The organism is Hafnia sp. HMSC23F03 (assembly GCF_001816025.1).
Lineage (GTDB): Bacteria > Pseudomonadota > Gammaproteobacteria > Enterobacterales > Enterobacteriaceae > Hafnia > Hafnia paralvei.
The window spans coordinates 1-10,940 of the sequence record NZ_KV824224.1; the positions used below are offsets into that span (position 1 = coordinate 1).

At 47.0% G+C, this 10,940-nt stretch carries 14 protein-coding genes and 1 pseudogene; 11 read left to right on the plus strand and 4 right to left on the minus strand.

The window, feature by feature from the left end; genetic code table 11:
* The 6 genes from HMPREF3091_RS10565 to HMPREF3091_RS10590 form a co-directional block, all read left to right on the plus strand.
* Nucleotides 1–194, plus strand: a 194-nt coding sequence (locus HMPREF3091_RS10565; protein WP_070715735.1) for a DUF905 family protein, incomplete at its 5' end; no start/stop codon positions are given.
* A gap of 73 nt (nt 195–267) precedes the next feature.
* Nucleotides 268–2,355 carry a ParB/RepB/Spo0J family partition protein gene (locus HMPREF3091_RS10570; RefSeq protein WP_070715739.1) on the plus strand — a complete coding sequence of 696 codons (2,088 nt, stop codon included), beginning with the start codon at nt 268–270 and terminating at the stop codon, nt 2,353–2,355.
* Between the two features lie 37 nt (nt 2,356–2,392).
* On the plus strand, nt 2,393–2,794 hold the full coding sequence (locus tag HMPREF3091_RS10575; protein ID WP_070715741.1) for a conjugation system SOS inhibitor PsiB family protein: 402 nt from the start codon (nt 2,393–2,395) through the stop codon (nt 2,792–2,794).
* On the plus strand, nt 2,791–3,504 hold the full coding sequence (locus HMPREF3091_RS10580) for a plasmid SOS inhibition protein A (protein WP_070715743.1): 714 nt from the start codon (nt 2,791–2,793) through the stop codon (nt 3,502–3,504). The genes HMPREF3091_RS10575 and HMPREF3091_RS10580 overlap by 4 nt, the downstream gene beginning before the upstream one ends.
* Before the next feature lie 179 nt (nt 3,505–3,683).
* Nucleotides 3,684–4,034, plus strand: a complete 351-nt coding sequence (locus HMPREF3091_RS10585; RefSeq protein WP_043495527.1) for a type II toxin-antitoxin system RelE/ParE family toxin — start codon at nt 3,684–3,686, stop codon at nt 4,032–4,034.
* Nucleotides 4,031–4,330 (plus strand): helix-turn-helix domain-containing protein, encoded by a 300-nt coding sequence (locus HMPREF3091_RS10590; protein WP_043495528.1) that lies wholly within the window; start codon nt 4,031–4,033, stop codon nt 4,328–4,330. The genes HMPREF3091_RS10585 and HMPREF3091_RS10590 overlap by 4 nt, the downstream gene beginning before the upstream one ends.
* A gap of 132 nt (nt 4,331–4,462) precedes the next feature.
* Here HMPREF3091_RS10590 and HMPREF3091_RS10595 read toward each other — a convergent pair whose 3' ends face one another.
* Entirely contained in the window at nt 4,463–4,969 is a 507-nt protein-coding gene (locus tag HMPREF3091_RS10595) for a hypothetical protein (RefSeq protein WP_070715744.1), read from the minus strand.
* A 219-nt stretch (nt 4,970–5,188) separates the two neighbouring features.
* Nucleotides 5,189–5,371 carry a helix-turn-helix domain-containing protein gene (locus HMPREF3091_RS22185; protein WP_083321410.1) on the minus strand — a complete coding sequence of 61 codons (183 nt, stop codon included), beginning with the start codon at nt 5,369–5,371 and terminating at the stop codon, nt 5,189–5,191.
* Between the two features lie 595 nt (nt 5,372–5,966).
* On the opposite strand from HMPREF3091_RS22185, the gene HMPREF3091_RS10605 reads away from it, so the two are divergent.
* The 3 genes from HMPREF3091_RS10605 (at nt 5,967) to HMPREF3091_RS10615 (ending at nt 7,597) form a co-directional block, all read left to right on the plus strand.
* Nucleotides 5,967–6,329 carry a hypothetical protein gene (locus HMPREF3091_RS10605; protein WP_043495533.1) on the plus strand — a complete coding sequence of 121 codons (363 nt, stop codon included), beginning with the start codon at nt 5,967–5,969 and terminating at the stop codon, nt 6,327–6,329.
* Nucleotides 6,330–6,415: 86 nt separating this feature from the next.
* Complete coding sequence (locus HMPREF3091_RS10610; RefSeq protein WP_070715746.1) at nt 6,416–6,652, plus strand: hypothetical protein; 237 nt, start codon at nt 6,416–6,418, stop codon at nt 6,650–6,652.
* A 66-nt stretch (nt 6,653–6,718) separates the two neighbouring features.
* The gene (locus HMPREF3091_RS10615; RefSeq protein WP_371328685.1) at nt 6,719–7,597 is read left to right on the plus strand and encodes a DUF4942 domain-containing protein; all 879 of its coding nucleotides are present in this window, start codon (nt 6,719–6,721) and stop codon (nt 7,595–7,597) included.
* 92 nt (nt 7,598–7,689) lie between these two features.
* Here HMPREF3091_RS10615 and HMPREF3091_RS10620 read toward each other — a convergent pair whose 3' ends face one another.
* Entirely contained in the window at nt 7,690–7,992 is a 303-nt protein-coding gene (locus HMPREF3091_RS10620; RefSeq protein WP_070715748.1) for a hypothetical protein, read from the minus strand.
* A 282-nt stretch (nt 7,993–8,274) separates the two neighbouring features.
* Here HMPREF3091_RS10620 and mobA point away from each other — a divergent pair, with 282 nt between their 5' ends.
* Both mobA and traI read left to right on the plus strand, forming a co-directional pair.
* A complete protein-coding gene (mobA, locus tag HMPREF3091_RS10625) occupies nt 8,275–8,619 on the plus strand; it encodes a plasmid mobilization protein MobA (RefSeq protein WP_070715751.1) in 345 nt (114 codons plus the stop codon).
* Entirely contained in the window at nt 8,616–10,607 is a 1,992-nt protein-coding gene (traI, locus tag HMPREF3091_RS10630) for a TraI/MobA(P) family conjugative relaxase (RefSeq protein ID WP_070715753.1), read from the plus strand. The genes mobA and traI overlap by 4 nt, the downstream gene beginning before the upstream one ends.
* Nucleotides 10,608–10,689: 82 nt before the next feature.
* On the opposite strand, the pseudogene HMPREF3091_RS10635 reads toward traI, so the two are convergent.
* A pseudogene (locus HMPREF3091_RS10635) lies at nt 10,690–10,940 on the minus strand (ISNCY family transposase); the annotation flags it as partial.

Consider the following 10,940-nt stretch of genomic DNA (forward strand, 5'->3'; position numbering starts at 1 on the left):
CCTTTACCCGCCAACAAGCTGAAGCTGTCGCGGCGTGTTATCACAATGTCGCTCTTGAGGACGATCAGGGGGCGCATTTTCGTCTGGTTATCCGTGACGACGAAGGTTATTTGATTTGGCGCGCATGGAGTTTTGAAACGAACGGCGGCGATGGACTGAATCGCTATATCGCCAGCCACGGCATCAAAAAGTAACGAAAGTAGCAAAAGAGGTGCCGGATGCTAGGACATCCGGCAGACATTAATCAACACTATCGAGGTATCAACCATGTCAGAGAAGAATACTAAAGCAACCCGCAATACGAGTAAAGCGAGCAAGAAAACTAGCCCAGCGGCACAGGCCGAAGCCGTCAACATCGCGCTGCGCGATATTCCCGTTTCTATGATTACCGTGAGTTCACTCGTCCATTCGACGCTGAACGTGCGCAAACAAGCCCCTGATGCAGCCAAACTGGCAGAGCTTGCCGAGAGCATTAAAGCCGTTGGCGTTGTGCAAAATCTGGTGGCGTTTGAACAGTCTGATGGGCTGTTAGCCGTCGCAGCAGGGGGACGCCGTTTATCTGCCCTACAACAGCTTTTAGCGGCAGGAGACATTGATAATAACTATCTCGTTCCGGTCAAAGTGGTATCTGAAGATATGGCTGTGACGCTGTCGCTGACCGAGAACAGCCAACGCGAAGACATGCACCCCGCCGACCAAATTTGTGCTTTTATGACGCTCAGTGAATCAGGCAAAACCGCCGCGCAAATCGGCAGCGTGCTCGGTTATACCACGCGCCATGTGCAGAAATGTTTGCGCCTCGCGGGAATGGCTCCAGAGTTACTTGAGGCACTGGCCACCGATACTATCAACCTCGATCAGCTGCAAGCTCTATCCGCTAACGAAGACCATCAGCGCCAGTTAAACGTATGGCAGAACGCGCTGGCGGGATATTCTTATGAGCAACGACCGGATGCGCTGCGTCGTGAGGTGTTGTGTGATGAAATCTCCGCCGAAAACAACATTCAGCTAAACTTTGTCGGGCGCGAGGCTTACGAGCAAGCGGGTGGCGATTTTCGCTATGACCTGTTTACCGATGAGGGCTTTATTACTGATCCCGCATTACTGGAGCGATTGACGCGCGAGAAACTTCACGCAGCGGCAAAAGAGATTGCCGACGCCGAGGGCTGGAAGTGGTCAGAAGGCCGTTTGTCTATGATCCGCCATTACGGCGAAGATGCGCAGCAGTATCGCCTAGAAACACAGCCTGACGCCGATTTGACCGCACAAGAACTGATTCAAATTGCCGAGTGGGAAGCGGAACGAAACGCGCTTGCTGATACGGATGAAAATTTCGACCGTGTTATGCAACTCAATGAAAACATTGAGATGCTCACAGAACAGGCCGAAAACCGCGCATGGCTCTATGTTGATCGCATTCGAGGCGGTGTCGTGGCCTCGCTGACGGATGGCGTTCTCTATATCCAGCGTGGTGTGATGCTGCGCATTGAGGCCGATAATACGGCGAACGTATCCGAGGACACCCAGCAAGAGCCGTTAGTTATCAATAAAAATGTCGATAACGAAAGCCCACGCGAGCCCGTTGAGGCTATCAGTCTTCCTCTGCTGACAAAAATGTCATCTGAACGCACTCTTGCGGTACAAGCCGCCTTGTTATTACAGCCTGAAAAAGCGCTGGCGCTGCTCGCTTGGCGCTTGTGTACGCATGTGTATCTAGGATGCACAACGACTCGCCACCCGTTCGTGATCGGCTTGACCGTGTCACATTATTCTCTGACGGATAATGCGCCATCGGGTGAGGAAGGAATGGCCTACATTACGTTGATGCAAGAAAAAGCACGGCTGGAAGCGCTCTTACCAGAAGGTTGGGAGAAAGACTTTACCACCTTCTTTACGCTGGATAACTCTGTTCTCATGGCGCTGATGGCATATTGCACCGCATGCTCGGTTGATGGTGTTCAGACCCGCGACATGGGGCATACATCACGCAGTCCGCTCGATACGCTAGAAACTGCTCTTGATTTCCATATGCGCGATTGGTGGCAACCGACGAAAGCAAACTTCTTCGATCATCTGAAAAAACCGCAAATCATTGATGCCTTGAACGAAGCAGGGCAGACAGGTGCCGCGCGTGACGCCGACAAGATGAAAAAAGGCGATGCCGCCGAACTGGCTGAAAGCAAAATGGGGAGTAATCGCTGGGTTCCTGCTTGGATGTGTACGCCCGATGCACAAAAGCCCGCATCTGATGCGAAAAATTCGCCCGTAGTGTCTGAAATTGCCCCATCTGATGCACAAAACAGCGTATCTGATGCACAGAACGACGTTGATACTCATATCGCGAACGCCGCCTAACTTGGAGACGCTGCCCGAAAGGGCAGCGGTTTAACACATGAAATTTATTGGGACGCTGTTAAGAAAATCCGAGTTACACGCGATGAGCGCTGTCGAACTGGAACAGTTTGCCGAGCGCGGTCAGGATTATCGGCATGTGCTGTCGTGTTCTGTATTGAATATTTTAAAAGTACCGCAGGGATGTGTCGTTGAAGCTGAATACGGCAGCGAGTTTGGCGGGCTATACCCCGTTACGCTACGGATTGCGCCAAAAGGCGAGTCGCCAGAGGCGGAGTGGTACGTATCGAGTGCAGGAACAGAGTGTGATGGATGGTCTGTCTGCCGAGTTGATAGCGCCGGTCAAGTCGTTGACCTGTACTTTGATGTACATTTTCAGCCCGATCATCTTAACGCTCTGTTGGCAAAAGAAGCCCAGCACTATCAGGAGGTGGCAGCGTGATCCCTAATAATCTTGCACTCATTCCGCATAACGTCCATCAGTTTGCGGCAACGCAGGCCATCATCTATGTCGAACGCAAGCAGCTGCGCGGCACGCAACTCGGACAACATCCTTATGCGCGAGCTTTATTCCGGCACTTACGCGGCGGCGCAATGCGGATCACGGCCAAAGATATTCGCTTTGCAGCCGGTGACTATTCGCCAAAAGAGCGGGGCGGGGCGTCCAAGTCGGACTATATCGCCGCCCTCGACAAACTGATAGAGACGCGAGGGATGGATTGCCCGCTGCCGCTGTCGGGCAGCGCGGTTAAGCAGTATTTTCCCGATGAGCATTACCGACTATCAGAACGAAAAAATAGACAATGGGAACTGCGGTTTGCCCGTGTCGATAAAATTGAAGCCAAACAGCGCCAGCAAAAGCGCCGCCGCTATCAAACACAGGTGGCGCAGGCACAGATTGAACTGGCGTTTACTACGCCGAGTGAGCTAGCAGCGTGGTATAAACGCCAAGAACGGCAGGGGATTTTCGATGACGATCTCATTGAATGCGTCCATGCCTGGAGTCAACGTTTCTGCGGTGTACGTAGCCAGGTATTTTTATCAGGACAACCTTTGTGGGCGGTGCTCAACGATATGCATGACGAACTCGAGAGCCGAACTCCTATTGAGCGATGGCTGGATGAATTATCACTTCCCAATAAACTTAATTGAAGATGACGTTTTGAAGGAAAAAAACTGCAACTTTTGATCATTGTGATTCAAAAATGATGGGTAAACTGTTCTGCGTAGGGAGCTCATCATTTTTGTGTTTAAAATCTTAAAAATAATTGAGGTTATAATCTATAGCTTATATACTGTAAATATAAGCTATAGATTATAAGGAATGAGCTTTGTGGACTGTTATTTTTACTACTCGTTTTGACCAGTGGTTTGATGAGCAAGATGAAGATGCACAAGAAAAAATCTTGGCTGATTTAAGTAATCTTGAAGCGTATGGACCAACATTGTCTCGCCCGTATGCCGATACGGTGAATGGCTCAAAATATCCGAATATGAAAGAGCTACGTATACAGCATGATGGTCGCCCAATTAGAGCGTTCTTTGCATTTGATCCCATTAGACGTGCAATCATTTTGTGTGCAGGCGACAAAAGCAACGACAAACGGTTTTACAAGACAATGATTCGTATCGCAGATGAGGAATTTTCAGCTCATCTTACTGTGATGGAGGAGAATAAATGAAAACACTACGCGACAAAATTGCCGCACGTACATCTGAAAGCCAAGCTCGAATTAAAGAAATGGCAGATGAAATGATTTTAGAGACAGGCTTACAGATGATGAGGGAGGAACTACGCCTATCTCAAACAGCACTCGCTCAATCAATGGGGGTTAGCCAGCCAGCAATTGCTCAGATTGAGCAACGCGGCAACGACGTTAAGTTAGCAACGCTAAAACGTTATATAGAGGCTATGGGCGGCAAACTGAGCCTAACTGTTGAAATGCCAGAAGGTAATGGGCGCATATTTCACATCTAATACCTAATAGCGCTGGCATAGTTATCACAGAAGTCAGGTTAGGCTACGAAATCTAAAAGCCCTTACCGCAACTGTCAGGGCTTTTAAGGTAAAGATGCAGAAGCATACAGAGCAGTCGTATCTATTGCCGCTCTACACCTCATGGATGCGAAGAATTCGTATTTTCTCAGGAGTAAGTACGACGGTTGTATCTCCATGCAAATGTGAATCTTGCATGCCCCGTTCATAATCGGATATTGCATCAATACCCGCAGCCCGCAATAAATTTATTTTATGATCGGCAGTGATTTTGACTCCGTTGATAATCCCCTTTGAATAGCGGTGATAATCACAGAATAATACGTCATAGTGTGACTGAACTGAAATACAAACAGGGAGAGTATCATCCAACTTCTTTTGAATATCAGGCTGTTGGGCGAAAGGTAGATTTGTATTCAGTACAGCGGTATCTGACAACAGTTCGCATTCATAGACCCACACAGAACGATGAGTAAGAGAGCGGATCTTATAACAGTGGTTACGGGCTGCATTAAAGTTATCAGCGAACCATATTGCGTGTATGTCTCCTGACTCTCCTGTTCCTAAGTAATCAGTACTAAATTCAGAGAAATAAGTTTTACTTCCATGAAAAAGCTTCATATAGACACTCCATCACATGAAGACCCCTGTGATAACGCCCGTTAATCTAGGGGGGCATTGTTTTCATAGGAATGCAAGCAACGAAAACAAACAAATTATACCTGTGTCATAATTAATTTGGATGCAATAGTCTGCTAGTTAATAATCGCTTGTTAAAATTATACATCCTAGCAAGCTTATGCTTAGGGGCAGCTATTGCACAGACGATATTGGGATGTCTTAAAGTCGACCATTTTGTTCTCTTAACGTCAGCGCTTCAGTCGCTAACTCAACTATCTTTTCTATTTCTTTGCGACTTTCATAACGCTTGTAAGTTCTTAGGCTAATGCCCAATTCTTCGGCTGCTCTTTCTTGATCCCATCCAAAACCACGACGCCATAAACGAAGCTCAAAACCCGTCATTTTTGTCTCTCTAAAAGTGCCATTTTGTCACTTTATACTAATACAATTAATGTGATTTGCAATTTTTAATGCATTGTAAAGTGCCAAAATGACACTTAATTAATATGATAATTCGTCATGTGCGACGTCATTTTTAAAGACTTACCCCCTAGGGCGTCTCCTTCGGACCGCGCGCTCGTGCTACGCACAGAGCCAGTCTGCGCCTGTCTCTGCCCATACGGGCTTCCCTCGCATGACGCAACCCCGTCGCTTGCATGGCCTTGCGGCGAGCCGCTTTCACTGCCCGACAGTTATCTGTCGGGCGCTAAGGCAGCCAGATGAATCTGGCTTTTCCGTGTCACCTTCCACCTTGCGCCGTCTACGTTTCCTTTTTGCAGATCAGCCTGCGTCACGGGACCTGAAAGTCAACAGGCCGCGCAAGCGCTGGCCGTATTAATTTTTGTCCTCTCAAGTTCGTCTCAAAAATGAACACGTCCCCTGTGGACTTTCACGCCGCGCGTGTCGCTGACCGTCTTCCTGCAAAAACGCCCCGCAGCCGGTTCTACCGGTTCGGAATGACACCAGAAAGAAGCCAGAGGCTTCAAAGGAGAAATCTATGTATCAGACGCTCAACTACACAAATACCGATCGCATGTTGTGGGATGCCGAGGCCGAACATGCCTACTGGCTTGCGCAAGAAAAAAAATCAATTACTGCGCCCGTAGAAATCAGCGTAGCGGCCTTTCACGACGCCGCAGGGCGCTATTTATCGGCTAACTGGATGTATTTTTTTGATGAGAACACAGACAGCGAATCATTTATGAGTGCTGACATGGTGTGCGGGAATGTGACGGATATTTATGTGCGAGTGGGGGCGCGTTACTTCCATTTTTGTGATCGCGAATCCTGCACCCATCAGGCCATTCTTCAACGTATTACACAGGAGGTATTAGCGAAAAATACGAACGTACAGATGTAAAAAAAGCAGGCTTTCGCCTGCTCTCTCATGCTGGTTTCACCGTATCAAAGATAAACCAGCTTCAATCACTACATGGAGATTTAACCATGAAAACTGAAGTCACGATTATTGCGCCTTGTGCGGCGCATGTAAAGCAAAAACAGCAAAAACGTGTTTACCACGAAGACATTTCACCGCAGGCCATTGCGCCCGCGTTGAAATCCTTTGGGCGGCACATTGTGAAACAACAGCGTCGCCGCCAGTCGGTCAGGGTTCCCGCTATGCTTGGGAGTGATTGGGGGCAATTGTTGCGCGCCCTCGAATTAAAACGGGCTTTCGCATGATTTAACTTTCCGCCTCATGCATAAGCATGAGGCGGTTCTCTGACAAGACGAATAGAGGCATGATTTATGCAAAATACGGTTTTATCCCTTCATCATGGTGTAACTGATTCGATTTACATGGATTCCAGCACAGAGCAGGCAGGTGGCTTGATCCCATCAGTGGAAATCGATCGCATTATTTCTATACGTGCCGAAGGATTGAAAAAGTATGCGGATGGACTGGCTATGTTACATGATGCCAAGGCGTTGTTCTTATCGGTCAGTGGTGATCTCTCTACTGTTAACTTTGGGCAATGCGTTTTCGATGCCGTTCGCTGGGAATCAAATCAAAAACGTGACGACAAGGTGATTAAAAAAGGTATTGATGTTGATATATGGCAATACCTCATGAATGAAACAGGCATGATCACTTTGATGAGTAGTAAGCAACAAGATGCATGGGAAAAGCAGTTACATAGTGATGACATGCCAGAAATCACCCTTGAGACGGTTATCGCAACCTTTACACAGTTGAATGCAAGCAAAAGTGATACGTTTGAGCAAGGTGTTATTGACGTGTTTCGCGCGATATCATGGGACTATAAAACGAATAATCCGTGTCGTTTAGGTAAGAAAATTATTGTTTCACGTCTGCTTGAAACGTGGGGTAAAGGTTACACAAAAGCAACTTGTAGCAGCGTTGCAAAACTGGATGATTTGGCGAAACCCTTCTACGTATTAGAGGGAAAACCAGTGCCAGATTATCGCGTGGCAGATGGTGCAAATTTCACTTTATTTTATGACAATCATGGTTTTTCTGGTGAAGTCTATGAAGGGGAATACTTTTTCGTGAAGTACCATAAAAATGGTAATGGTCACATTGTATTTAAGCGCCCAGAGTTGGTGGATAAAATTAACGATATTGTTTCACGCCGCTACCCTGACATGCTACCTGAGCGCGTATGACAGAAGCGAAAGCAGAGTTAATGCTCTGATTTTTTATTGCCCTGCGATTGCATAATGGTATTGAACCATTACGCAACCGATGCGACAACCTGCTAGTTTTGAGATTGATTGACGCTTTTTTTATTCTTCCCCACTGCTTTCTTTTTTGAGCCACTGCTTGCTGAAAGTAAGTCTCTAATTGCGCGTTCACTGACTACAATTTCACACGTTTCCAATGCGGATTTAATTTCTTTCGCTGAATAGCCTTTTTGTGTCGCTAACGCAACAATCTGCGCGTGAAGAATTTCCAGTGCATCTTTACTAGATATTTTATCTTTGGATAAATCAGGTAATTCATCGAGCTTCATTTTCGCGAGTTCGATCTGATCATGCGTGTAAAAATTCTTTGCAGCCATGCTAATCCACCTTGTTTCACTATTTAAACAGAGTCATTCCGCAATTATACCGATAATGCGTCATTTTAGGTTATCCAATTTACCTCATCATGGTGTCGTGACAAACCATGCCATGCGGGGCATAATAGATGAAATCCAGTTCAAAATAAGGGACAGGATATGTTTTGTTGAACCGCCTGCACGCAGTCGGCTTCAAAAAACAACCTGGTCAGGGCGAAGCCCCGACACCCCTGATTAGATGAACCTCAGACGAACACCGAGCAGAAGGTCACAAAACCTGTCGTGAGCAAAAGTGAAAAGCGTAACAGAACAGAATTGCTTCTTGGTATCCGCTGCCTTCCAGAAGAGAAGGAAGCTATCAAGGAAAAAGCTAAACTTGCCGGACTTAGTGTCGGTGAGTTTTTGCGTCGTTGCGCGCTTGACCGGAAAATATCGGTAAGAACAGATATAAAGCTCATGAACGAATTGCTGCGATTAGGCGGCCTGCAAAAGCATCTCTATAATGAAATGAAAACGCAGATGACGCCTGAACTTAGCCGTCAATACTCTGATGTTCTTATTGAGATTAAAAAGGCAATAGTCGCTCTCGATATCGGTGTGACGCCTGCAGGAAGGGCAGAGAAATGATACCTATCGTTCCTGAGAAACGCCGCGACAAAAAGAGCAGCTTTCTGCAACTAATTTCCTATCTAACGTTACGTGAAGACGTCAAACTTGATGACACCGTTTCTCCTGATGCTCCAGTCATTAGAATGCCCCGCTCAAAAGAGGCCATCTTTGATCGTCTGGTTGATTACATCGACCGAAGTTATGATGCCGACTCTCAGATAGTTCTTCAGGAGTTTCCCGATGGACGACAACAGGTTTTGTCAGGCACCGTTGCTTGTGAAACCAACTGTTTTAGTCTAGATACTGCATCAGCTGAAATGAATATGGTTGCGGCGCAGAACACGCGTTGTGTCGATCCGGTTTACCACTTTATCCTCTCGTGGCCAGTCGTTGATACGCCCGCTGATGGCGATATTTTTGATTGCGCACGTACAGCTATACAAACGTTGGGGATGGAGGGAAATCAGTATGTCACTGCGATCCATCGCGATACTGACAATGTACATTGTCACGTTGCTGTGAACCGTATCAACCCAATTTCTTACAAAGCTGCAGGTCTTTATAACGACGTCGATATCCTGCATAAAACGTGTCGTTTACTGGAACTGAAATACGGCTATACGCCTGACAACGGTGCATGGGTCAATGACAATGGTCACGTTGTTAGAGGCCAAAATGATTTTAAATCTATCCCGAGGAAAGCACGCCAACTTGAGTATCATAATGACAAAGAGAGCCTTTTCTCTTACGCGGTTGATGTGTGTCGGGAACCTGTCGGCGTGATTTTGGGAAGTGGTAAAGCTACATGGGAAAAGTTACATACTGAACTCATTCGAGCTGGACTTGAGATGCGGCCTAAAGGCGATGGCCTTGCTATTTACTCACGTCATGACGAACACGTTACCCCTATTAAAGCGAGTACGCTGCATCCTGATTTAACTCTTCAATGTCTTGAAAAATGGCTTGGAGACTTTGAGCCTTCATCAGAGGTTGTTAATGAGTTCGATGATGATGGCGTGTATCTCGGCAGTAATTATCCGCAGGAATTTGTATACGATGCACGTGCCCACGTTCGTGATCAGGGAGCACGTAGCGAACGTCGTCTTGCCCGTGCGATTGCAAGGGAAGAATTAGATTCCCGCTATAAGGCTTATAAGAACTCATGGGTGCGCCCAACTGCACCAGATACAGACGCCAGTGTTCAATTTAAGGCGCTATCGAATCGTTATGCTTGGAAGAAAGAGCAAGTCCGTCATGTATTTGATGACCCGCTCATTCGGAAGCTTATCTATCGGACACTTGAGCTAGAAAGACAAAAAGAGTTTGAGTCTTTACGCGATAAAGTGAAGCAGGAAAGGGCAGTTTTTAATGCTCAGCCGGAAAATCGCAGACTAAATTATTGGCAGTGGGTTGAGAAGCAAGCTGCTGCACAAGATCAAGCAGCCATATCTCGTCTGCGTGGACGTTCTTATAAGCTTAAACAGCAACAACGGACTGTGTCATTGTCTGAAAATGCGATAGTGTGCTCAGTCGCCGATGATATTGCGGCCGTTAATATTGATGGATTTGATTCTCGCGTTAATCGCGACGGAACAGTTCAATATTTGCAGGATGGGATAGTCGTTCTGCAGGATACTGGCGACCGTATCGAAATTGCTGATCCTTACCGAGAAGATGGAATTCATATCTCTGATGCAATGCTCATCGCAGAAGAAAAGTCGGGTGAGAAATTGTTGTTTAGCGGGGAGGGTACGTTTGTTACTTCTGCCTGTGAGGTGGTGTCTTGGTTTAATGAAGGGGGTGAGAAGCCGCTGACGTTAACAGACCCACAGCAGCGGGTTATGGCGGGTTATGATAAACCTGAAGTACGCGATGATAAGTTTGTGGCGACGCATCGTATCGTTGATGAAGAAACTTATTTGGCCTCGCTTGAGCGCAATGAAGTCAACGATAACCGTGAACGTCATGACCTTAAGCACAAGAAGAATACGCATCGACCGCGTTAAGCGCTCTATCGCGACAAATAAAAAACCCCGTAAGAGGATACTTACGGGGTTTTATTGTTGAGACGGGCATCGTGGCCATTGATTAGTGGCGGATTTGCTCCAGTTCGTCAGCGGTCAGACCGGTCATTTTCATGACGGTGTTTTGGTCTAATCCGCTCTTAAGCATGGTTCGGGCAATTTTTAAGGTTGCTTCACGCTCACCTTTCTCAATTCCGCGTTGTTCACCGAGCTGGATGCCTTCAATGCGGCCCTCCATGCGGCCTTTCTCAATGCCTTTCTCGATTCCTTTCTGTTCAAGTTGTTGTGCGATGGTCATGAGTGCGTCTCCGTGTT

Excerpts from the sequence above, each read along its gene's own strand:
- traI (WP_070715753.1), top strand. The coding sequence starts at position 8,616 with ATGATACCTATCGTTCCTGAGAAACGCCGCGACAAAAAGAGCAGCTTT.
- HMPREF3091_RS10620 (WP_070715748.1), bottom strand. The coding sequence starts at position 7,992 with ATGGCTGCAAAGAATTTTTACACGCATGATCAGATCGAACTCGCGAAA.
- HMPREF3091_RS10575 (WP_070715741.1), top strand. The coding sequence starts at position 2,393 with ATGAAATTTATTGGGACGCTGTTAAGAAAATCCGAGTTACACGCGATG.
- HMPREF3091_RS10570 (WP_070715739.1), top strand. The coding sequence starts at position 268 with ATGTCAGAGAAGAATACTAAAGCAACCCGCAATACGAGTAAAGCGAGC.
- HMPREF3091_RS10605 (WP_043495533.1), top strand. The coding sequence starts at position 5,967 with ATGTATCAGACGCTCAACTACACAAATACCGATCGCATGTTGTGGGAT.
- HMPREF3091_RS22185 (WP_083321410.1), bottom strand. The coding sequence starts at position 5,371 with ATGACGGGTTTTGAGCTTCGTTTATGGCGTCGTGGTTTTGGATGGGAT.
- HMPREF3091_RS10590 (WP_043495528.1), top strand. The coding sequence starts at position 4,031 with ATGAAAACACTACGCGACAAAATTGCCGCACGTACATCTGAAAGCCAA.
- HMPREF3091_RS10595 (WP_070715744.1), bottom strand. The coding sequence starts at position 4,969 with ATGAAGCTTTTTCATGGAAGTAAAACTTATTTCTCTGAATTTAGTACT.
- HMPREF3091_RS10610 (WP_070715746.1), top strand. The coding sequence starts at position 6,416 with ATGAAAACTGAAGTCACGATTATTGCGCCTTGTGCGGCGCATGTAAAG.
- HMPREF3091_RS10615 (WP_371328685.1), top strand. The coding sequence starts at position 6,719 with ATGCAAAATACGGTTTTATCCCTTCATCATGGTGTAACTGATTCGATT.